This window comes from Vibrio japonicus (assembly GCF_024582835.1).
Taxonomy (GTDB): Bacteria; Pseudomonadota; Gammaproteobacteria; order Enterobacterales; family Vibrionaceae; genus Vibrio; species Vibrio japonicus.
In genome coordinates this window covers 894,491-918,124 of record NZ_CP102096.1, presented here as the reverse complement: position 1 = coordinate 918,124, position 23,634 = coordinate 894,491, and the positions used below count along the sequence as shown (strand labels likewise).

Here is a 23,634-nt window from a genome sequence, read left to right as displayed (position 1 = left end):
ACCAATAAGTCGCCAGAAAGGGAAGCAGGATTTAACAAGATTTAAACATTAAGCCGGATTGCGATTTTCTAAAGTTTCATAGCCTGGATCAATATGTTACGCGGCGTTATGGATTTAGCACAAAACTCTTCTATGCTCACTTTATAGCCCTCTTGTTCAAGGTACATCGCTTTATCCAAAACCAACCAAAACTCTAGACCTCGTCTAAATACTTGCTGTACCAGGCTCATACGCTCCATATGCCAGTAGCGCTTTTCTCCCAAAGCAAGATAATGGTTAAAATCAACGTCAGGCAACGTCAACTGTTTTTGCTCTTCAGCCCATCGGCAAAAAGCGTTAAAGCCTTCAGATAGCATTGATTTTTTAATGCTAGGTACGGGTTCATAATGTTCAAAACCGCATTCTTCACGCAGCAGCAAATCAAGCCCAAGGCGAAAACTCATCTCTTCAAAGCGGTGCCTTTTGACACGCTCACCACCTGTCACCGTTTCTTGCAGGGGAATCCTGAGTTCCGATTTAGTCAACGCAAGAGTGGATGCCTTCCCCAATAGAGAGAGGGCTTCATAGTTCTGCGACTGAGTTAAATGGTAGCAACAAGGTGAAATGGTCATTGCGGGAAGCTTGTGCTTTACCCCTTTTTTGATCAAAGAAACATGCAGATCACCACAGGCATGGAGTGCAACCGCATGTTGTCGAGAATTGAACACCCTTTCCGCTTCGTCTACGAGAGCATCTCCTTCTACAAACATCATTGGCAACCCTTGCCTATTGGCGTCAGCTTGCCCTGACTCACATAGCGACGGTTGATACTCAAAGCTCGTCACTTTTTGCTGACTTTGACTCGCCAAGATTCGCCCCAAAAAGCCTTTCCCTGCACACCACTCCAACCACTCGACTCCCTTATGATGAGCCAATGCCGCCTCTCCCATCGAGACAATTTGCGTCAGTTTTCGCCCAGGAATACCGGCATCAATCCCGCGTTCCAGTTCAATACCCGATAACGGCGTACGCTCAAGAGTCGTCAATGAGGGAAGAGATTGAATATCCGGAAGATATCGAGACACCTTATCCACCAGCGTAAATGTGTCAGCTTTATAGAATTCAATCTGCTCAGGGGTCAAAGAATTCAACCATTCACAAAGCTCTGGGTGTTGCTCTGCCCACGGAAGCTGAGCATTGAGGCTTTGAAAAAATGGCTCAAAGCGCCAAAGTGCTTGATGAGACTGTAGAAGTGTATCGAGTGTTTTAAATCGCTGTTGCATGCTTCCCCCTAGTGCGGGCGTATTTTAGAGGGAAGTGACAGCAATGAATAGGGTTTAGCGAACAGGCAACTCAATATCTTTAAACATCGCTTCTATTTCCGCGTTAGATTTAAGCGACAGTGCTTGCTCAACAACAGGACGTGTAAGGTGTGGTGCAAAACGTTCGATAAAGTCATACATGTAAGACCTTAAGAAGGTACCACGGCGGAAACCAATGCTCGTCGTACTCACACCAAATATATGGCTGGCATTAATCGCGACGAGGTCCATATCTTGCTCAACATCTATTGCCATGCTAGCGATAACACCAACCCCTAATCCCATACGCACATAAGTTTTTATGACGTCTGCATCGGTTGCTGTAAAGACAACACGAGGTGTTAAACCGCGCTTATGAAAAGCGGTATCCAGTTCAGAGTGGCCCGAAGTACCAATAACATATGTAACCAGAGGGAATGAAGCGAGATCTTGGATCGTCACGTGCTCTTTCTGAGCTAAAGGATGTGATTTGGGAACCACTAATGAACGATTCCAGTGGTAACACGGCAGCATGATGGCGTCTTGGTACAAGTGCAACGCCTCTGTCGCTATGGCAAAGTTTGCGACACCTTTCGCCACGGCTTCGGACATCTGTGCAGGTGTCCCTTGATACATATGCAAGGATACTTTTGGATAGCGAGCGGTAAACCCTTTAATCACTTCTGGGAGCGCGTATCTTGCTTGAGTGTGCGTGGTCGATAAATTGAGTGTTCCCATGTCTGGGTGTGTATATTCGCCCGCGACTGCTTTTATGCCTTCTACACGCCCTAGAATCTCTTGAGATATACGAATGATCTCTTCGCCAGCACTGGTTACTTGCGTCAAGTGCTTGCCACTGCGCTCAAAAATTTGAATGCCTAATTCATCTTCGAGCAAACGAACCTGTTTACTTATCCCTGGTTGAGAGGTGTACAGGCTTTCAGCGGTGGCTGATACGTTCAAGTTGTGATTAACGACTTCAACAATATACTTCAATTGCTGTAATTTCATTCCGAACCCGCACTCCCTTCTCGACACATCTCGCGCGTAAAATCATATTTTATAATATTTAGTTATAATGCCTCTACATGGAAATTGGTAGTCCTATAGATAATTAGCGTGATTAAACTGGTAATTCAGTCATCCTAATAGGCTGTTTTGCAATCAATTACTCATTATCACTAGCCAATTGACAATTTTCATTAAGAAATAATGTGTAGTAAGCCATAATGCGAAAATGAGTGTAGAGAGTTAGCAGTATCGTGTATCCTTGACCGCTAGCCATCAAAAAAACATAAGATACGGAATTTATGAATATTGGTCTTATCATAGCTTTAGTTGCCATCTTGCTGGTCTTGGTTCTTGGCTATAACGTTATGCTGCAATATAAAGTCAAAGTAGAAGCGGCAAAAAAGCAGGAATCTTCACGTTACATTCAAATCATTGATGCAACGGAGGAACTCATCGGCCATGCTCACCACCTGCCTTATAGTAAAGATTTATTGGTATGTTTGAACACACGTATCCTTGATGCGCTCCAAAACATGCTCGACTTGGATCCGAAAAACAAGCATTTAGCTCAACGCATCGACAACGTTAAGCAACAAATTTCGCAACTCGAAGAAGCGTATAACGGTAACGAAAATGCAGCGTTTAAAGTGCCAAGTAGCGACAAACAAGCAATCGTGATGCTTAAGCTAGTGAAAAGACTGCGTGATACAATTCGAAGTGAACACAATAAAGGCCGTTTTGAAACACAGGCTTATGTCACTGAAAATGCACGTTTGGAAACTATCCAAATTCGTATCAACATCGAAAATGTGATTAAACGTGCTAATGATGCCATTGTACGAGGCCAACCAGGTACTGCGATTCAGTTACTGAAGAAAGGGATTGATGCCCTCAGCACGAAAAGTGACAATTACTCAAACCAAGCTCGGGAAAAGCTGCAGACTATGTATGATGAACTCGAACAAAAACGTCAGAATAGGAATGCGGAAGAGTTGCACCAAATCACTCAGAAAGAGCGTCGCGACGATATGGACGTTATCTTTGGTGAAAAGAAAAAATGGTAATATAATCTCAACAATTTAATGTCAAAGGTCGCTTTTGCGACCTTTTCTATTTGTAAAGTGACACAATGATTGACCTAAAAACCTACGATTCACTGTTGGAACCCATCAACGCCTTCCTGCAATGCCCAACACCAGACACCTGGGTTGATGAAGCCAAAAAGCCAGAAAATCTTAAAACTGTTCTCATCGATCATTTGCTATGTGAGTTAAAGGCGGGTCAATCGGCAATGTACCTGATTCGTAAGTACGCGGTTGATAAAAGTAGTGCTCACAACCTGCTTGACTGGTTCAAACCCTATGAAGATTTTGCCTACCGTAAAACGGGTAACTTAGAAACGCTCAAAGGTAAAAGCAATATTTCAAAAGCGATCATGGCGAAGTCTAATTCACCCTATAGCCAAGATTTGATTGATAAAATGGTATTGTTGATTAAAGAAGAGCTGCACCATTTTTATCAGGTTCTTGAGATCATGGACAGCCGTGGAATCGCTTATGAGCCAGTGCAAGCGAGTCGCTATGCTAAGGGATTATTGTCTGACATGGCCACCCATGAACCACAAACGTTAATCGACAAGTTGATCATTGGTGCATACATCGAAGCTCGCTCGTGTGAACGTTTTGCTAAGCTCGCTCCCCATATGGATGAAGACATTGCAAAATTTTATGTGTCACTACTTCGCTCTGAAGCGCGTCACTATCAAGATTACCTTAGCTTGGCAGAAGAGATTGCGGGTAAAGATATCTCTGACCGAATCAATCACTTTGGAAAATTAGAAGCCGAGTTGATTTCATCGCCCGATGACGACTTTAAGTTTCATAGTGGTGTCCCTTCTTAGCGAACTAATCTCTGACAAGCAAAGCTAAAAAAAACGCATCAACAAACTGTTGATGCGTTTTAGTTTTAATCAACCTTAAATTTCTTAGAAGGCCTCTACTCCTACCGGTAATCGTTTGAGAATTTCTTGAGTTTTATAGAACTCTTCATCAAGACTACGATAATCGCCGTTTAAGTATGCTTGTATTGTCGGAACAGGTAACTGCCAAATTTCTGCCATTTCAGGTGTCGCAGTAGCGAGCGCGTCGTTCACCTTCTTAGCCGTTTCAATAACCAGTTCTACCTCTCCTTCTTTGCTATATGCAGCGTATTCGAGGCCAACAATTGCGTTAATCACATCGTTAACAGGGTAAATTTTTCCACTTTCTACGTGAGTTACACTGCCTTGATCCATTGTTATGCGCCCTGCCGCAACTTCTGCATTTAGGGCTTGGTTAAGAATATAGTTGATCACATCGTCACTGAGTGAGTCGTATCCCCAGCCTTTAACCTGAGCAACATTGGCAATCACGTGCTCTGCCAAATTCTCCACCATGCTTGTATTGTTTAGATTTACAACTGCCTTGTAATAGTAAGACCAGTTCGAACTCGGAATCGAAGCCCACGTATCCACTACTTCTTGCAGATCATCCCTAGACTGAGCTCGTAATTTCTTAATCAGTTCTGAAGGCTCTACAGCATTTAACTTTTGTGCATATTTCCAAGCCAATGTATTTGCCTCAGTTGCAGCATATTTTGAGTTATCTAACACAAATGAAACACTGCCATCTGGCAAATAGTAGTTTTCTCGCTCTTTCACCCAACTGTCCAGTTGTGCCACAGAACGTGAACGAACATCATGGTCTGCAGAATAAATGTACTTAGTTGCCATACCTAAAATCATCGATGGAATATCACCTCGACCATTACACGGAACTTGTAAGAATTCGTACACACTACATGGCATTGGTGGTAGAGACTCAAGTTTACTCGTTAAATGAAGGTTTACAGGTACAGATGACGATACAAGATTGCCATTCTCATCTATCAGCTCTACAGGCGTCGCAAGTGGGGCTCCCGCAACTAGGTGTTCGATGATACTATCAAACTCTTTTTTAACCCCTGGCCAATCCATAAGAGCTGCATGGCTAACTTCATCCGTATAACGAAGTGAATAACGTCTCGCCAATAGATATGAAGCTAAAATTTTGTCAGGCCAAATACCCAACGCTGATACTGAGTTGGAATAGTTGTTCGACGGGTCAAAACTCGCTACTGAATTTAAGAAGCGGCCATTACGCGTCTCAGCAACGGCTGCCGATATTTGAGTAGATCGAGAACCATCGAAGTCTTGACGAATCGATTGCTGAATTTCTTTATCAAAACAAGAAGCATTAGCGATGTCATAACTCGTACTCAGATCATGTCGAGCAGTGGTAGAAATAAATTCACCTAGTGAAATGACCTTGGTATCTAATACCACAGAGCTATCTGCTGTTGATCGAGTTTCCACAACACATTGGTGCTCTGGTGTGCGAAGAATGCTCAAAAAGTAACCTGAAGCTTTCTTAGACGCATTGCCGGTATCACAGAACCAAAGAGAGTTTTCTTGCGTTGTACTACAGTCAGACTCAACCATGTAACTAAAGAAGTCTAGTGGTCTATCTGTAGTACGAGCATAACCGAGTGTTGTATATAGATCGTCTAAACGTTCAGAGTCCTCTATAACTTCCCTTACTTCGTTCATGCTTCTCAGGCGGCGCAGTAGGTAACCTAGGTAATTCGAAGTGGTCAAACCATCTCGGCTCAGCTCCCCGGTGTTAGCATTTGCATAGTTGTCTAAGTAGCTCTGCCACTTGTAGCTAACAATTTCAGCTAGGTTAGTACCTTCATCAAAACGGTTACAGTCACTATTTAAAGAAACATTCCCATCTGTACAGAAAGAAAAGGACTCTCGTTTTAGATCAAACTCACCTTCGACATAATTGATCACGCCGTGACGCACTATCTCTTTGGTGTCCTGTACCGAGTTAAATACTTCCTGCAATTGCTCTAAACTTGAAACGGAGTTAAGTGGGATCACTTTATTCAGTTGTGACAAATACTTATACTCAGACAACTGGCTAGAGTCTTGCAGCACTGATACAACGCGAGCACTACTTCTTAGCTGTTTGTTAAACAACTTCTCAACGTCTGTACGTAAGCCTACTTCATCAATCAAAGCAATTTTATCGATTTTGTCGAGAGAACAAGTGTACTTAAATTTTTGCTCAGAGCCGTCTGCCACGACCCCAATCGCCTTACAATCAAGCAAACTTGTCGGCCCAGTCGCTCTATAAATTGCGGTTTGAGTGTAGTTAACCCAAGCGTTGTACTGCTCTAAATCTTCTTGGTACTGCTTATACTCCAACCACAAATCGTATTGAGCTTGTTCTTCAGCCGTTGGTTCACGATCCGTTGGCAAAGCAGTTTCTGTAACAGCAGTCACTTCTACTGGCTTAGGCACTTGCTGTACGGGTATATCGCCATATACATCTAGCTCACGACCATAAGCAAACTTAAATGCTTCCAGATCATATAGCCCCCAAGTAGGCGTTTCATCAAGCATGCTTGGAGCGTAATCCATCGTAGAGCTGTAGGCAGGAATGCTCTTTAGACCGAGTTTCTCAGCTTGATCTGCACTATAAAAGTTCTTTGAGTCATTCGAACCTTTGAAGTTGTGGCGCAATCCTACATTGTGGCCCAACTCATGAACTAATGTATTTGCGTAGGTCGTAATGGTTAGGGCGTCAGCTGCGATTCTTCGCTCATCAATCCCAAGCTCCTTCCATCGTTTCAGCTCACGACCAATGACAACACCCTGATCATCATAGACATTCTTGAAGAAGTCGCCTGATTCTAAGTCTAGTGCTTCAATCATCGATTTCTGAGTCGCTGAAATCCACATCGCCTCTTGAGGGAATACAGTATTCTCACTCCACATCTGAAGGCGCTGCATATCTGCTTTTACGACGTCTTCAAGGCTAGATTCATCAGTAATAGTGATCAGATCCTTGTGACGAATTGGCTTTGTATATCCAACAGACTCTGGCTCTTCTAAGTAATGCGCGGACTGAGATGAATATGGGTCAGCATCTGCTACTTGCTTTGCAGTGATGTTTCTAACAACTTGAGACTGCATCGCTTTTGCTACTGCTGGTGTAGCCGATTGAACTGCACCATCTGTAGACGCATTTTCCGTTGGCGGCTTGAAGTACTCTACATTGCTCAACTGCTGGCGATTATAGAACCTAGCAAGGTTATTCCAGTATAGTTGGGCACCTGTACGCGCTACGCCAGAATATTGGTTTACGTGCGCTTTAATAATTTCGCCAGTACGTGGATCGGCGATGAGCGGACCATAACCAAGTAGACCGTTATCTAAAGGCTCATCCACTAAGTTAATCACGTTGTAGCGTAAATCACCCGCATGGATACCTAACCCTTGTGTTTTATTGACGATTTGGATTGGTGGCTTACTTGTTTTAACACCAATAACACTCAAGGCTTCGTTCATTTTATTGACAGTTTCTATCGTACTGTCTAAATACATCTTGTTTTTTGGCTCAAAGAAGTTATCAGTCAAGTAATACTCAATCGCGCCTAACTCTGGGTTAAAACGGTTAAGATAAGTGATATCTTCATACTTGTTCGTCGTTGGATTTAACTTCAACGTTGTCGTCGTGAAGAAGCCGAATGAAGTGTCATCAGCGTTCGGATACACGATTGGTTGATAATCCTTAGAAGCCAAATGGTCTTCATGGATTAATGAGTAGTAAAAACGCGCTTTGAAAGAGCCGTTGGCAAGCTCTTCTTCCATTGCAGACCAATCAATGTAAGAAGATAGTTGCTCTACATCTATTGAGAAGGTTTGCTCTAGTTCAAAGTTTAAAACACCGCTCTTAGGATCAAATTCCCAAGAAATCACCTCTGGATCGCCTTGCGCGCTTAGACCTTCTTTAGTGCCATAAAGCTCGTCTAAGTTAAGTTCTGTAACCTTTGTCGAGGCTGGGTCAGGAGTAAAGTGGGTATTGTTGCGAAAAGCGCCCGTCGACAAATTAGGGTTAGAATCTGTTTCTTCAACGTTTGTACAATCACCATAGCTGTCTTCACGACATTGATATTTATCGTATGAACCAGCAATCGTCATTACATGTGGGAAGTTAACGGTATCTTCACCACCCAGATATTGATCGCTTGCAGTGTCTGTACCTTCAGGTAGACAGAAACCATTCGCATCTTTTGGTAAACGCGCTTCCGGGTTATTACGATCATAGCCACGAACCTCTAAACCTTCGTCAGAAAAACAAAGTTCGACATATCGAGCCATGCCTTGCAGAAATGGAAACTGCGTGACTGCAAACCTAGGTGCAGCCCCTGTAGTCGGCGCATAAAACCAACGACCATCGAGTCGAAGGTCATTTACTTTAACTTCTTTTATGTCTCTTTCTACGTATTCGTAGGGCTGGTCATCAGCTCCACAACCAGCTAATACAGCGGCAATCGCTGAAGCTAGTCCTATTTTTTTAAACTTCATGTCATGTCCTTAATATTATTTTTATTTCCCTAAAAGGAGTAACTAATACGCGCTTCATAAGACGCGCGATCTGCATCAAAAATGTCGATATCGCCAAGAGTCCCTTTCTCCGCATCTAAATAGAAACCAGAGGTCGAGGCTGAAAGACTAAAACTAAATGCATCTGTGAGCTGGTATGAACCAAAGACAGAGCCACCATAGGTGATACTGTTACGGCGCGTACCTTGATAACTGATTGAGTTTCCGGCAAGGGCAGAAATCCCAACAGTAAGATCCTGGAATGAATAGCTAGCGGAAGTAGATAATGAATAAACCCATTCAGTTAATGATTTTCCGCCTGCGGTTTGGTACTTATGGAAATTCTTCCTTAACCGAGGTGAAACTGAAATGTTGGCATCAGAAATCTGAAAACTTAAAGGCACAGCAACTCGAAAGGCTGTAATAAGTTCATCTTTACGTGATGTTTCAGACGTAGGAATAGTAAACTGGCCATTTATCCCAACTGTTGCCGTATCACCAAATTCAAAGAGGTTTGAACGACTAATACCAATCACACTATCCGTAAAATAGTCTCCTGTTTTATCCTCAAGCGCCCTATAACCACCGCTACTTAGGTAAGCGCGGTAATTAGAGGCAAATGAGTAATGCAGTGAACCATTCCAAGAAATATTACGTACAGAACGGTGATCGTCCTTGTGATAAATATTGGTATCGTAAGCAACTGAGACATTACCGCCAAAGCTAGACTTTATTTGTTGCTCATCGGGCTTATTATCATCAGATAAAGCCGACGAACTAAATATGGATAGGAGAGAGAATGCAATGATACTCTCTTTCCACTTTGTTGTGTTTTGCATAGATTATTAACTTCCATGAAATATTGAACTCAATAAGAGTGTTTCATGTGCTATTTGCCTTGATTTTTATTTGTGCAAATAACAACCATCAGAAATAAGCCCCCCTTATTTCTGATAAAAAGTTAACAAGCGAAAAAATTAATTTTGATTTATTATTTTTATTCCTAGGCGCGTTTTCGCTGACTAGGGTGTGTTATAGGTATTGCTGATAATAGTTTTTTTGTATATTCATTTTCTGGTGAATTATAAACTTCTAGTGCTGGGCCATATTCGACCACCTTGCCAAAATACATAACAGCTACATCATCAGAAACTTGTTTTACCACTGACAAGTCATGCGAGATAAATATAATTGCAAGATTCATGTCTTTTTGCAGCGCAAGTAACAAATTTATAATCTGAGCTTGTACTGAAACATCAAGTGCCGATACTGACTCATCACAAATTAATAACTTTGGTTTTAGTGCTATGGCACGAGCGATACCAATACGCTGTCTTTGCCCACCAGAAAATTCATGCGGATAGCGGTTAATCGCTTCACGAGGTAAACCGACTTTATCCAATAATTCCAGAACCCACTGTTTTCGTTCCTTATCCGTTCCCATTTTATGGATAATATAAGGTTCTTCTAAGATCATACCTATCGTATGTCGTTGATTAAGAGATTCCATTGGGTCCTGAAATACGATTTGCATGTCTTTACGCAGAGGACGCATTTCCTTAGGGGATAGCCTCGTAATATCTTTTCCTTCGAAGTAAATGCTTCCTTCTGTTGGTTCGAACAACTTGAGGATCGTTCTCCCCAAAGTGCTTTTTCCACACCCAGACTCGCCCACCAAACCTAATGTTTTACCCTGCTCTAACGAAAAGGAAACACCATCAACAGCTTTGACCGTATAACCTTTAGAAAACAGCTTTTTCCCGGAGACAAAGTGCTGCTTTAAGCCTTCAATTCTTAATACTTCTTGCATGGCTTTCCCTTAGTTATCCTGGAACATACTTGGATCGATAGGTTGAATATCAATCATTTGTTTTGGTTCATGATCTAAACTTGGCATAAGCCCCATTAACCTTTTGGTGTATGGGTGTTGTGGGTTATCGAATAGCTCAAATACATCCGCTTTTTCAACGATTTTCCCTGCGTACATTACGGCGACGTCATCACAAATTTCCGCTACAACCCCTAGATCATGAGTGATAAAAATCATGGCCATTCCAGTCTCTTCCTGTAACTCACGCATGAGCTCCAAGATAGAGGCTTGTACAGTTACATCCAGTGCTGTAGTAGGCTCGTCACAGATTAGAATATCGGGCTTACATGCTAAAGCCATAGCGATCATGACACGCTGTCGCATTCCACCGGACAGATTATGTGGATACTCATCAATGCGCTTTTCCGGCATAGGAATTCTGACTTTCTCCAACATCTGCAGGGCATAATGTCGTTGCTCAGCTTTCGCCAATTCTGGACGGTGCAACTCTAATACTTCCATAAGCTGCTTGCCGACCGTATGCACTGGGTTCAAAGCTGTCATAGGATCCTGGAAGATGATAGAAATGCGATCACCACGCATGGCATACATCTCTTCGGAAGGCATAGAAACCAAATCTTTGCCTCGGTATAAGATTTCACCGCCAACAATGTTGCCATAAGGCTTGGGCAACAACCCCATAATGGACATCGAGGTGACACTCTTACCACAACCAGATTCGCCAACTAAGCCCAACGTGCGACCTTTCTTTACATCGAAACTCACGCCATGAAGAACTTTTACTGGCCCATTATCCGTTAAGAATTCAGTTTCCAAGTTTTTAACACTTAGTACTACTTCACTGCTCATCTTCCTGATCCTCACAAGCTATAGCTTATAACGCTCATCCACGATCGTAACTTCTGGGAATGTTTTATCCTGCTTCATCGCTTTCTTAGTTTCTTTCTCAATATCTTTATCGATCCAGAAAGTATGTAAGCCGAAAGTTCGATCAATAGAGAACATGTTGTATGTACGCTTGGTCATTGCTTTCTCTGGGAACTTCATCCAACGCCAGTGTGCTTCTCGTGCATAAGGCACCATATAGCCAGGTACAATCACATTAGCTGCTGTGATCTCTTCCTGAATCTTGTGAGACAGTTCCTGCTTCTTCGCGAGATCAAACTCTGCTTTGTATTGCTCAATCAATTTATCCAAAAGCGGCGAACTGAAATTCGTATGGTTGTTAGTCTGAGGTTTATTCGCATTGAAACTATGGAAGTATTCCCAATATGCTGGAACATCACTTGTCCCCATATTTAGAAATGCGAGTTCATGTTTCTTTTCTAGTGTATATTTAAATGCTGCTGAACCATCTACAAGATTTAGCGTAAATTCCAACCCTGCTAATTTCGCTTGTTCTTTTAGAAATGCGATACGAGGTGTCCAAGCATTTACACCGTAAGTGATGCCAAAACTTAATCGCTCACCTTTGGCATTCATGCGTATACCGTCAGGCCCAATTTGATCGAATCCCGCTTTAGCAAAGTGTTCCGCTGCTTTTTCTGGATCAAATTTTGGCGGCGTTGGGTTCGGAAGATCATAGTTTCCGTGACCGAATCCCATCGCATGTGGCTTACGCGTGTAATCCCCACGTGTGATGTTCTCGATCATGCCATCGTAATCCGTAGCCAACATGATCCCTTTGCGCAGCTCTATATCTCCCAATAAAGGTTGTGCTGTATTCATCCAGAGACCGCCAGCACCTTGTGGCATTTGGTTATAGCCCCAGAATTTATTGATATACCCTTTTTTATATGGCTCCGAATGCGTTTTCTCATGCCACAGGGAAGGTAACAACAAACTGAAAGCATCCAACGAACCTTTTTCGAAGTGCTTCATTGCAATATCGTTGTCTCGAATAACCTTAATGCGAATTTTATCTACGTTATAACGATTCTGATAATAACGGTTACTGTAACCCCACCAATCATTGCCAACGTGTTCGAAGGTAATTTGCTTACCTTTTTTCACATCACCCAAATAGTAAGCTGACGTGGTCGGCTCGCCTTTGAAGTTAAATTTACGAACGAAGTTATCATCAATACCATCACCATTTTCATCCTTAGATGGATTCGCATAAAAGTGCGCAGGGCGAGGAACTAAGCTACCTAATGTATAAAGTAGATCTTCCTGGTTTTTCTCTATTCCGCTGACCACCGCAATAGTATGCGCGTCGACTTTTTGAACATCAGCGATAACATTGGTGTAATACTCGTTGTACCAAGGCGCAATAATATCTTTTGAACGATAGAACTTAAGCATAAACACAAAATCGTCAGCCGTTACTGGCTTACCATCTGACCATTTCGCTTCAGGGTTAAGCTTAAAATAGATCGTCTTGTTATCATCACCAAAAGCCCATTCGTTCGCGATTGAAGGTATCCACTCCAACGTATCAGGGTGTTTTTCGACGAGCTTGGGTACATCGTCTAAAAAATAGGCTCTCAGGCCAGAGTTAGAATCAGGTCCAACGCTTCTCAATGTTTGTGGAAAACTTAAAATATGTGTTCGGTAAGTACCACCACGTTTTGCTTCAGAAGACGCGAATAAAGGTTCGTCCCAGTTGGTTTTCCAGTTAAGGTCTTGAGGAAGACTCGCCGCATAAGCGCCCGTTCCCAGTGCTGATAAAATCGAAGCAACTAATAATTTCTTCATAATGAATTCCCTGTCTTATTCTGAGCTACACGTATCGTGTAAATTTTTTCGGGTCAAATGCGGCGCGGATAGCTTCGCCAATAAAAGTCACCATCACTAGTACAGCGACAATAGAGGTTACAACAGACGTCACAATCCAAGGCGCGTCCAAGTTTGATTTACCCTGCTGCAATAGCTCGCCCCAACTTGGAGTCGGTGGCATTAATCCCAATCCTAAATAGTCTAGCGCGGTTAGTGCCGTTATATTTGCAGCAATGGTAAACGGCGCGAGAGTAACAATCATAACCATCGTATTCGGGAGAATATGCTTTAGCAAAATTCTAAGTGTGGAAGCACCTAAAGCTCTTGCTGCCATAACGTATTCGCGTGCTGATTCTTTGTAGGTCATCGTCCTCATGTACCACGTCATTCCCATCCATCCAAAGAGGACGTTAATGGCAACGAACAGAGTAAACGTCGGCTGTGTAATTGAAACTAGAATCATAATCACATACAGGAATGGAACCATTGACCAAACTTCAATAAACCTCTGAACAAAAAGATCAAACCGCCCACCGAAAAAGCCCATTGAGCATCCAACCACCGTCCCAATTGCGTATGAGATAGCCATTGTTAACAGCGCAAAGCCCATTGCGATACGAAAGCCATAAACAAGGCGCGCTAAGATATCTCTACCAATAACATCTGTACCTAAATAATGCTGACTCTCTATGCTTGGCGGCAACGGAGGGTAATCGCCACTGAAATCTTGCTCGTATGGATTCCATGGTACCAAAGGCATCAATACGAAATTATCGCCACCATCTTCTTCAAACTGCTTTTTAAGCGCTCGGTAATCCACCTCGCTTGAATAACTAAGGCCAAATTCATCGCCCGTTCGAACATCACTAAATACCGGAAAACTCAACTCGCCGTTGTACTTAACAACCAACGCCTTGCTGTTCACCAATAGTTCAGCAAACAGAGATAACACCAATAACGTTGATAAAATCAGTAGAGACCAGTACCCACGTTTAATCTCTTTGAAATGTTTAATCTTTTTCTGAGTTAAAGGAGTCAATTGTATAATCATGAACCGAACCTCACTCTTGGATCTGCCAACGCAACACAAAGATCCGATAAGATATTACCGATCATTAGCATTACCGCATTTATTGCGACGATGCCCATCACTACTGGGTAGTCTCTTTCCATAATGGATTCGTATCCCAATAAACCGATTCCATCGATATTAAAAATAACTTCGATAAGGAATGAACCTGTCATGAAAAAGAGCAATGAGTTACCAAAATGGCTCGCGATTGGAATCAAACTGTTTTGTAGAGCATGTTTTCTTACCGCCGTGTTAAAAGGTAAGCCCTTTGCAATTGCCGTTCTGATGTAATCTGCGGAAATGTTTTCCATCAAATTATTCTTCATCGTCATTGTTAGCGTGGCAAAGTCGCCAATCAAGTAACAGATTAAAGGAAGAATCGCGTGCCACATGATATTCTTGAATTGCTCAAAGAACGTTTCATAGTCGTCAAAGTCATCACTGACAAAGCCACCCATAGGAAACCAATCAAGGTTATACGCGAAGACTGTGATTAAAAAGACACCTACTACATAGCCTGGCAATGCATACCCGACAAAAATGAGTATCGATGAAGACGAATCAAATACAGAGCCATGCTTGATCGCTTTGTAATACCCAAGGGGAATAGAAATAAAGTAACTGATAAAGAACGTCATCCCGCCATAAAACAGCGAAACAGGCAGTCGTTCAGCAATCATGTCGCTTACGGGTTCGTAATATCGAGTAGATTCACCAAAATCGAGCACAAGGATTTTAGACAACCACTCGAAGTAGGCCTCCAATACTGGCTTATCTAACCCATAAAATGCGTTTAATTCTGCTATTTGGTCTTCAGATAAAGCTGAACTGCTTCCAGCGACGTTCATCGATGCACTTTCCGAGACAGAGTGCATGCTAGCGAGCATCCGCTCTACAGGACCACCAGGAACAAATCGAGTAATAGCAAAAATGAGAATGGTAATACCGAGAAATGTGGGTATTACTAATAAAAGACGCCGTAAGATATATGCTAACAATTGGAAAATACTCCATACCAATTACTATAAGCTTAGTTACATCCTGTAACTGAGCAAACTTTAAACCGTTCTAATATATGATCTTTTTAGAATCAAAGTGACGGAAACCTTAAATCATAAGCTTGAGTTATAGAATTATTATTAGCTTACAACCCATTTTTTATCGACGTACTTCATACTTTTAACAGGTTAGCTAAATGTTAAATACATATAAGTCTGTTAAAGGAGTCGAAAACAATGATTAGAATTAAGAATAGTTATCTTTTCAGAACAATTGGTACGCTATCGTGGAAAATGATAGATAAACAAGATATGAGTATATGGAGTAGAGAGTATTTATAAATAATTGAACACACCCGAACGATGTATATCGTTTTTCCGATTGCTCAGGTGTGTTCCTTTAGAAGTATTAGTTCTTAATAAAGTGTTTCAAATCGTTATTGATTCCAGCGAGTACGTCAGCAGGATTTGCAGCTTGAGTAATTGGACGACCGATAACAAGATAATCTGATCCAGATTTTACTGCTTCGACCGGAGTCATCACACGCTTTTGGTCGCCAAGAGTCGCACCAACAGGACGAATCCCTGGTGTCACCAACTTAAACTCCTGCCCCAACTTACTTTTTAGCATCGTCGCTTCCTGAGCCGAGCAAACCACGCCATCAAGACCTGAATTTTTGGTTAAAGTAGCCAATCTAATTACCTGTTCCTGGGGAGCAATATCCAATCCAATACCAGCTAAGTCACTCTGTTCCATACTAGTCAGAACAGTCACACCAATGAGCAGAGGGCGATCCTTGCCGTATGGCTCTAGAATCTCACGAGATGCTGCCATCATGCGTTCGCCACCACTTGCGTGCACATTCACCATCCATACACCGAGCTCTGCAGCAGCGCGCACCGCTTTTGAACAAGTATTAGGAATGTCGTGGAACTTTAAGTCTAGAAATACGGAGAAGTCTCGCTTGTGTAACTCTTTAACGAAATCTGGACCAAACAAAGTAAACATCTCTTTGCCTACTTTCAGGCGGCAAGAATTTGGGTCGATTCTATCGACAAAAGAAAGTGCGTCTTTTTGATTGTCATAATCTAGTGCCACTATAACTTTTTGGTCGTTCATCTCATCTCCTAACTTACATGTAACGTGCCTAAAAAAAGCAGCGGGATCACCGCTGCTATTTTATAAATGGATCATCCGATCCTGATCTTTATTCACCATCAAGCCCTCGAATAGGCTTAATCGTCCCCCACCCTTTACATGAAGGGCAGTGCCAATAAAGTGAATGGGTTGAAAAACCACACTTTCGACATCGATAGTGAGGCTTAACTTTTAACTGCTCGCCAACTAATTTCTGCAGAGTATCAAGACTTGCTTTGGCACGCCCCTCTTCTGCTTCCGCTAAGTGGTAATCCATCAGACGATAAAAACCACGCATCGTAGGATTTTTAACTAGCTGACGAGTTAACAATTCTTGAGCCGCACCGGTACCTTCATGTTGCGCTACCAGTTGAGCAAGCATTAGCTCAGCAGATGCACCGGCTTTGCTCACAATGCATTGACGCAAAAAATCTAGGAGTTCGTCTTCCTGCCCCAAATTATGGTAGCTGTCCGCCAAGGTTGGCAATATTTCGCTAACGAAATCGGCATCTTGTTCCAACACCATTTCCATATACTTAATCGCATTTGGATAATCTTCACACTCTAAAAAAGCGCGTCCCAAAGCCATACTTGCACGGACACATTTAGGGTCTTCCGAAAGTGCTTTTTTAAAATTCTGCAACGCTTTTGCGTCATTGCCTTCTGCTTTCTCGTGCATCGCGAGCTCACACCAAAAATGAGCAATATCGCTCTTCATTTTTTTACGGCCAAGCTTTACAAGGAGCGAGGCATAGTGAATCGCCTTCGTCCATTCGCGAGTTTGTTGATATATAGCAACTAATTGCCCTAGAGCAGCTTCTTTATGGTCAGGCTCTTCAACAAGTTGCTCAAATATTTTTTCCGCTCGGTCGAGAAATCCAGATGCCATATAATCTTTCGCTAGCTGCTGAAGAGCGATATTTTTCTGCTCGATTGTAAGGCCAGAGCGAGAGATTAGGTTCTGGTGAATACGGATAGCGCGGTCAACTTCCCCTCGAGATCGAAACAAATTACCCAACGCAAGGTGCGTATCGATTGTTTCATGATCAACCTGAAGAAGTTCGATAAAATGATCAACCGCTTTGTCAGACTGATCTGACAAAAGCAAGTTAAGGCCCGTCACGTATTGACGGGATATCTGATTGGATTGGTTCTGCTTGTCTTGCTGGGCACTTCGATTACCCATATACCAACCATATGCTGCTGCAATTGGTAATAACAAGAAGAGTATTTCTAACATCTAGTGGAAAGCCTGCCTATCACTACCGCTTAAGCTTTAGATTGCTCAGACTCATTGGATTCTGGTGTGAGTTTCTTTAACTGTCTCTTGAGTTTACGAACTTGAATTTGCGATTTGAAATGCATACTGCCAAAAACAATCCAAGCCAACACAAACCCGACAACAAAAACGCTGCCTAATAGCGTTGAAAGGTGGAATTCACCCTGGGCAATCAAATAGTTAAAATTCACAACATCCTGATTTTGTGAACCTAACGCGAGAGCAATCAAAAATAGAGCTAATACAACTACGATTTTTATAATTTTCATGTTCCATCACCTAAGCGTAATTTTGCTGTTACGATTATGCAGTAAAACCACTGAACAAACCATGCTTATCTCTGAAATTCAGGCAATAAAAAAGCGGCATGATTGCCCTATGCCGCTATTTTGTCTGCAATTTTAATATCTATCCGATATTAACTCGTTCACGCAACTCTTTACCTGGCTTAAAGTGAGGTACATACTTACCCTCAAGTTCAACTTTATCACCAGTTTTTGGGTTACGCCCAACACGAGGCTCACGGTAGTGAAGAGAGAAACTGCCAAATCCACGAATCTCAATTCTGTCTCCACTTTCTAATGTTGAAGCCATGTGCTCTAAAATATCTTTTACAGCATCTTCAATCTCTTTCGCTGAAAGATGGGTCTGCTCAGCACAGAGTCTCTCGATTAGCTCAGACTTAGTCATAGTTTCCCTCATAGAGTAATTTATCACTTATTATAGTAAGTAATACCAATTCCAACAAACACTTGCCTTCAATTTTAGTCAATAATTGAACAACTTGCCTAGGCTAAAAACAAAATTCAGTAAAATGATTTGCACCGATTGGTATTACTACTCACACAGGACTAAATATAAAAAAGGAGCCATACGGCTCCTTTTTCTTAAAAGCGAGTAAATTATTCGCCTTTAGCTGCTTTGAAAGCGTCAGCCATTGCGTTACCGAATGAAGCATCATCTGCTTTGTTCAGTGAAGCCATTGCTTCTTGCTCTTCAGCTTCATCTTTAGCTTTGATAGATAGGTTGATTACGCGGTTCTTACGGTCTACACCAGTGAACTTCGCTTCAACGCTATCGCCAACGCTTAGGATTAGAGAAGCATCTTCTACGCGGTCGCGAGCAACTTCAGAAGCGCGGATGTAACCTTCTACGCCTTCTTCAAGTTCTACAGTTGCGCCTTTAGCGTCTACTGCAGTAACAGTACCGTTAACTAGAGTACCTTTCTTGTTATCTGCAACGTAAGCATTGAATGGGTCGTTTTCCATTTGCTTAACGCCTAGAGAGATACGCTCACGCTCTGCATCTACTGCAAGAACTACTGCAGAGATTTCGTCGCCTTTCTTGTATTCACGTACTGCTTCTTCACCTGGAACGTTCCAAGAGATGTCAGATAGGTGAACAAGACCGTCGATACCGCCTTCTAGACCGATGAAGATACCAAAGTCAGTGATTGACTTGATCTTACCAGTAACTTTGTCGCCTTTAGCTTGCGCTTCAGCGAAAGATTGCCATGGGTTAGCTTTACACTGTTTCAGACCTAGAGAGATACGACGACGTTCTTCGTCGATTTCAAGAACCATAACCTCAACTTCGTCGCCAACATTAACAACTTTAGATGGGTGGATGTTCTTGTTAGTCCAATCCATTTCAGAAACGTGTACTAGACCTTCAACGCCTTCTTCGATTTCAACGAAACAGCCGTAGTCAGTTAGGTTAGTAACACGACCAGATAGTTTGTGACCTTCTGGGTAACGCTTAGCGATTGCTACCCATGGATCTTCGCCTAGCTGCTTAAGACCTAGTGATACGCGAGTACGATCACGGTCGAACTTAAGAACTTTAACTTGGATCTCGTCACCAACGTTAACGATCTCAGAAGGGTGCTTAACGCGCTTCCAAGCCATGTCAGTGATGTGTAGAAGGCCGTCAACGCCGCCTAGATCTACGAATGCACCGTAGTCAGTTAGGTTCTTAACGATACCTTTAACTTCTGCGCCTTCTTGTAGAGTTTCTAGAAGCTCATCACGCTCAACGCTGTTTTCAGATTCGATAACTGCACGACGAGAAACAACTACGTTGTTACGCTTCTGGTCAAGTTTGATAACTTTGAACTCTAGCTCTTTGTTTTCTAGGTGAGCAGTGTCACGGATAGGACGTACGTCTACTAGAGAGCCTGGAAGGAAAGCACGGATACCGTTTAGTTCAACAGTGAAACCGCCTTTAACTTTACCGTTGATGATACCAACAACAGTTTCAGCTTCTTCGTAAGCTTTCTCAAGAACGATCCAAGCTTCGTGACGCTTAGCTTTCTCACGAGAAAGTTGAGTTTCACCGAAACCGTCTTCAACAGCGTCTAGAGCTACGTCTACTTCAGAACCAACTTCAACTTCAAGTTCACCAGCAGCGTTCTTGAACTGTTCAGCAGGAATAGAAGACTCTGACTTAAGGCCAGCGTCAACAAGAACGAAACCGTTCTCGATAGCTACTACAGTACCTTTAACAATAGTACCTTGTTGGAATTCAGTTTCGTTTAGAAACTCTTCAAAGAGTTGAGCAAAAGATTCAGTCATTTATTTGATCTTCAATAAATTAAACGTCCACGGGTATCCTACCGCATGGGGTTATTAAATTCGCCAGTCATCATCCTTGCGACCAACGCTCTTACCTAGCAGTCTAAACTGCTAGCTTCGATTCAATATATTGTAGTGCTTTTTCTACCACTTCGTCGATACTCATGGTGGTAGAATCTAGCAATAGCGCATCCTCAGCAGGGCGCAATGGCGCTACTGGGCGGTTACGATCTCGGTCGTCACGCTCTTGGATCTCGCTTAAAAGGTCGTCAAATTTACCATCTAAGCCTTTGCCTTGCAACTGTTTAAGGCGACGATGCGCGCGCTCTTCCGCGCTAGCATCTAAGAAAATTTTAGCTTCAGCCTGAGGAAATACAACCGTGCCCATATCACGGCCATCTGCGACTAGTCCAACACCTTCTGCAAATGCACGTTGGCGACGAAGCAGAGCTTCACGAACTCGAGGAAGAGCTGCAACTTTTGACGCTGCCATACCCGTCTCTTCTTTTCGCAATTCACGAGACACATCTTCACCTTCGAGAATCACTTTGACTAGATCGCCTTCAGCGACAAACTGGACATCTAAATGAGTCGCTAGCAGAACAAGCGCATCTTCGGATTCTAGATCCACACCATGATGAATCGCTGCCAATGCCAATACGCGATAAATAGCACCCGAATCTAGTAAGTGAAAACCAAGCTTCTTTGAAAGAAGCATGCAAAGAGTGCCTTTACCCGCACCACTTGGTCCATCCACGGTCACGACCGGTGTATGAGAGGACATGTTTAACTCCACCTTAGTTACTGCTCAGCAAAAGTGCTGGTCTTATTCGGCGAGAAATTATAGAGGTTATCGAGCGCGGGTGCTAGGAAGGATTGGTTGCGAATATAAAAAAGAGCGCTAAGCGCCCTTTTTAATACATTCATAGTTTAATTCTGTCACGGTTACGTTCAAGCAATGCTTCACCAATCCCCTTGACGTTGACTAAAGCATCAACACTTTTAAAGTTTCCGTGCTCTTCCCTGTACTCTACGATCGCTTCCGCTTTCTTTAACCCCACTCCAGAGAGAAGGTCTGCAAGTTCTTGGGCGGAGGCTTGGTTCACATTAACGGTTATTTCTATCCCTTCATATTTAGGATCTTGCTCGCTCTGCGCTGCCAAACTGAACGGGCTGGATATCACCAGTAGCATTACAAGTAGTAGTTTTTTCACCATAGTTCATTCCCTTAAGGTCAATATACGTACTCATAGATTACAGAACTATCTGATAGTGGGAACATTGTTAGGAAGAAAGCAAAACGGGCTGCAGATGCAGCCCGTAATTAGTGATATATCAGTTACATTTTTGATACTTACTGGTTCGCAACATTACTGGCTCACAATGTAGTATTCGATGTCTATGGTTTTACGAAGAATACTAATTAAACCCGATAGTTCTTGCTGGGTATTCATTTGTACCAGTTGGTTACCAATTTGAGCACTGAATTGAGGGTCAACTTTCTCACTCACATTGCTTAGCTCAACAATCACAACGTCACCATTCAGTTCTGTTGCTTGCGCGTAAGTCGCTTTTCCGGATTCCGGTTTAGGCATAGAGAAAACGGTATCAGCTAAGCTTGAACTGCGATCAATAGTTTCTGTTTCACCGAATGCAAGTTCATTTTCTTCAAGCACTTCTCGCTTACCTTGCTCAAGTTCAGAGATAACTTGAGTAGCAAGTTCCATTGCGGTCTGCTCAGCCTTCACTTTTGCCAACGCTGCTGTCACTTGAGAGCGTACTTCGTCTAAAGGCAATAGAGTTTCATTGCGGCTATCTTCAACTCGAACAACAATCACGTGCTCTGGAGCCACTTCAAGGACTTCCGAGTTCAAACCATCTTCTTTCACTTCAGGGCTAAGAATAGCTTGAATTACCGCTGGAGACTTTAGAAGTTCTGGTGCATCTGTTTGAGAAATAAAGTCCGTAGTTTGGATTTCTGCATTAATTGCCTTTGCCGCATCCTCAAGCGAGTCAGGGTATTCAAATGCCACTTTTTCTAGCTCGGTTTGCAGTTCATAAAACTGATCCACACCTTGCTGGTCTTGAAGCTCTGACTTAATTGACGCTGCTATTTCATCGTAAGGTTTAACAACAGGGGCTTTTAGGTCATCAAGTTTAATGATGTGGTAACCGAAATCTGACTTAACCAAACCTGTTACGTCACCAACGTTTTGCAATGCAAATGCTGCTTCTTCAAAAGCAGGATCCATAACATCGCGCTCGATCCAACCTAAAGAACCGCCTTCTGATGCGCTACCAAAGTCGTCTGATTTCTCTTCAGCTAGGGCAATAAAATCAGCACCTGAATTAAGCTCGTCAAGAATTGCTTGCGCTTTTGCTTCGTCATCGCCTTCAACAAGGATATGACTAACACTACGTTGCTCTTCTGATGAATACTTGTCTAAGTGCTCGTTGTAGTATTGCTGTGCTTGCTCATCTGAAATATTGATTGCTTGTTTCAGTTTCTGAGCGGAAAGCTCGATATACGCCACTTTGACTTGCTCTTGGCGAGTGTAACGTTCCGAATGTTCTTTGTAGAACGCCGCAATGTCATCTTCAGACAGCTCAGCTTTCGCAGCAAACTCAGTCAAAGGAAGTACTACTGTTTTGATATCACGAGTTTGAGTTAAAAGTTTCGACTGAGACTCAACTTCCCCTGGTAGTGAGAAATCACTTGCTTGAATTGCAGTTAGAAGTTGGTTACGAACGAGATCACGACGTAGGTACTCTGCAAAGCTTTCTGGTGTATAGCCAGCACGGCGTAACGCTGTTTGGTAAATATCTTGATTAAACTTACCATCAACATTGAACTGAGGCATTTCTAGAATCATGGTACGGACTTGAGCATCACTTACACGCAAGCCCAAAGACTCCGCGTGTTGCTCAAGCAATACGTCATTAACCATGCGATCCAGTACAGACTTACGGAACGTTTCTACGTAGTTAGGATCTGCTAATAGATTTGAGAAATAATCACCAAGTTGTGCTTGCATGCGATTGCGCTCGTTTTGATACGCTTGCTCAAACTCACCACGGCCAATTTCTACATTGCCAACTTTTGCTGCAGTGTTACCAGTACCACCTACTATGTAGCTACCAACACCAGCAAATACAAATGATAGGATGATAAGTCCTAGGATAATTTTTACCGCGATGCTGTTAACGCCTTCGCGTAATCGATCCATCATACTTAAACTACTCTCCGCTCACATACCAAACC

Annotated in this window: 19 protein-coding genes; 2 read left to right on the top strand and 17 right to left on the bottom strand. The window is 42.6% G+C overall.

The genetic code is table 11. The features are described 5' to 3' along the window. Positions 1 to 68 precede the first annotated feature (68 nt). Positions 69 to 1,262 (bottom strand): methyltransferase, encoded by a 1,194-nt coding sequence (locus NP165_RS04470; RefSeq protein WP_257085117.1) that lies wholly within the window; start codon positions 1,260 to 1,262, stop codon positions 69 to 71. Positions 1,263 to 1,316: 54 nt separating this feature from the next. Next, positions 1,317 to 2,291, bottom strand: coding sequence for an HTH-type transcriptional regulator CysB (cysB, locus tag NP165_RS04465; RefSeq protein ID WP_257085116.1), 975 nt, complete (start codon positions 2,289 to 2,291; stop codon positions 1,317 to 1,319). Positions 2,292 to 2,590: 299 nt separating this feature from the next. Here cysB and NP165_RS04460 point away from each other — a divergent pair, with 299 nt between their 5' ends. Further along, the gene (locus tag NP165_RS04460) at positions 2,591 to 3,355 is read left to right on the top strand and encodes a DNA repair protein (RefSeq protein WP_257085115.1); all 765 of its coding nucleotides are present in this window, start codon (positions 2,591 to 2,593) and stop codon (positions 3,353 to 3,355) included. Positions 3,356 to 3,420: 65 nt separating this feature from the next. Continuing rightward, positions 3,421 to 4,191, top strand: a complete 771-nt coding sequence (gene miaE / locus NP165_RS04455; protein WP_257085114.1) for a tRNA isopentenyl-2-thiomethyl-A-37 hydroxylase MiaE — start codon at positions 3,421 to 3,423, stop codon at positions 4,189 to 4,191. A gap of 84 nt (positions 4,192 to 4,275) precedes the next feature. Here miaE and NP165_RS04450 read toward each other — a convergent pair whose 3' ends face one another. The 15 genes from NP165_RS04450 to ppiD form a co-directional block, all read right to left on the bottom strand. After that, the gene (locus NP165_RS04450) at positions 4,276 to 8,745 is read right to left on the bottom strand and encodes a M66 family metalloprotease (protein ID WP_257085113.1); all 4,470 of its coding nucleotides are present in this window, start codon (positions 8,743 to 8,745) and stop codon (positions 4,276 to 4,278) included. A 29-nt stretch (positions 8,746 to 8,774) separates the two neighbouring features. Continuing rightward, on the bottom strand, positions 8,775 to 9,602 hold the full coding sequence (locus NP165_RS04445; RefSeq protein ID WP_257085112.1) for a hypothetical protein: 828 nt from the start codon (positions 9,600 to 9,602) through the stop codon (positions 8,775 to 8,777). A gap of 164 nt (positions 9,603 to 9,766) precedes the next feature. Continuing rightward, entirely contained in the window at positions 9,767 to 10,573 is an 807-nt protein-coding gene (locus NP165_RS04440) for an ABC transporter ATP-binding protein (RefSeq protein WP_257085111.1), read from the bottom strand. 9 nt (positions 10,574 to 10,582) lie between these two features. Further along, positions 10,583 to 11,443, bottom strand: coding sequence for an ABC transporter ATP-binding protein (locus tag NP165_RS04435; protein ID WP_257085110.1), 861 nt, complete (start codon positions 11,441 to 11,443; stop codon positions 10,583 to 10,585). Between the two features lie 18 nt (positions 11,444 to 11,461). After that, entirely contained in the window at positions 11,462 to 13,291 is a 1,830-nt protein-coding gene (locus NP165_RS04430) for an extracellular solute-binding protein (RefSeq protein WP_257085109.1), read from the bottom strand. 25 nt (positions 13,292 to 13,316) lie between these two features. Continuing rightward, entirely contained in the window at positions 13,317 to 14,360 is a 1,044-nt protein-coding gene (locus NP165_RS04425; protein ID WP_257085538.1) for an ABC transporter permease, read from the bottom strand. Beyond that, positions 14,360 to 15,382 (bottom strand): ABC transporter permease subunit, encoded by a 1,023-nt coding sequence (locus NP165_RS04420; RefSeq protein ID WP_257085108.1) that lies wholly within the window; start codon positions 15,380 to 15,382, stop codon positions 14,360 to 14,362. Before NP165_RS04420 ends, NP165_RS04425 begins: the two co-directional genes overlap by 1 nt. Before the next feature lie 409 nt (positions 15,383 to 15,791). Then, entirely contained in the window at positions 15,792 to 16,502 is a 711-nt protein-coding gene (pyrF, locus tag NP165_RS04415; protein WP_257085107.1) for an orotidine-5'-phosphate decarboxylase, read from the bottom strand. 88 nt (positions 16,503 to 16,590) lie between these two features. Further along, the gene (lapB, locus tag NP165_RS04410; protein ID WP_257085106.1) at positions 16,591 to 17,760 is read right to left on the bottom strand and encodes a lipopolysaccharide assembly protein LapB; all 1,170 of its coding nucleotides are present in this window, start codon (positions 17,758 to 17,760) and stop codon (positions 16,591 to 16,593) included. A gap of 29 nt (positions 17,761 to 17,789) precedes the next feature. Then, the gene (locus tag NP165_RS04405; RefSeq protein WP_257085105.1) at positions 17,790 to 18,068 is read right to left on the bottom strand and encodes a LapA family protein; all 279 of its coding nucleotides are present in this window, start codon (positions 18,066 to 18,068) and stop codon (positions 17,790 to 17,792) included. Positions 18,069 to 18,207: 139 nt separating this feature from the next. Then, positions 18,208 to 18,489 (bottom strand): integration host factor subunit beta, encoded by a 282-nt coding sequence (ihfB, locus tag NP165_RS04400; protein WP_011080796.1) that lies wholly within the window; start codon positions 18,487 to 18,489, stop codon positions 18,208 to 18,210. 212 nt (positions 18,490 to 18,701) lie between these two features. After that, positions 18,702 to 20,372: a 30S ribosomal protein S1 gene (gene rpsA / locus NP165_RS04395; protein ID WP_257085104.1), complete on the bottom strand. Its 1,671-nt coding sequence runs from the start codon at positions 20,370 to 20,372 to the stop codon at positions 18,702 to 18,704. Between the two features lie 103 nt (positions 20,373 to 20,475). Then, a complete protein-coding gene (cmk, locus tag NP165_RS04390; protein ID WP_257085103.1) occupies positions 20,476 to 21,156 on the bottom strand; it encodes a (d)CMP kinase in 681 nt (226 codons plus the stop codon). Between the two features lie 139 nt (positions 21,157 to 21,295). After that, on the bottom strand, positions 21,296 to 21,589 hold the full coding sequence (locus NP165_RS04385) for a ComEA family DNA-binding protein (RefSeq protein WP_257085102.1): 294 nt from the start codon (positions 21,587 to 21,589) through the stop codon (positions 21,296 to 21,298). Between the two features lie 153 nt (positions 21,590 to 21,742). Beyond that, the gene (gene ppiD / locus NP165_RS04380) at positions 21,743 to 23,602 is read right to left on the bottom strand and encodes a peptidylprolyl isomerase (protein WP_257085101.1); all 1,860 of its coding nucleotides are present in this window, start codon (positions 23,600 to 23,602) and stop codon (positions 21,743 to 21,745) included. Positions 23,603 to 23,634 lie beyond the last annotated feature (32 nt).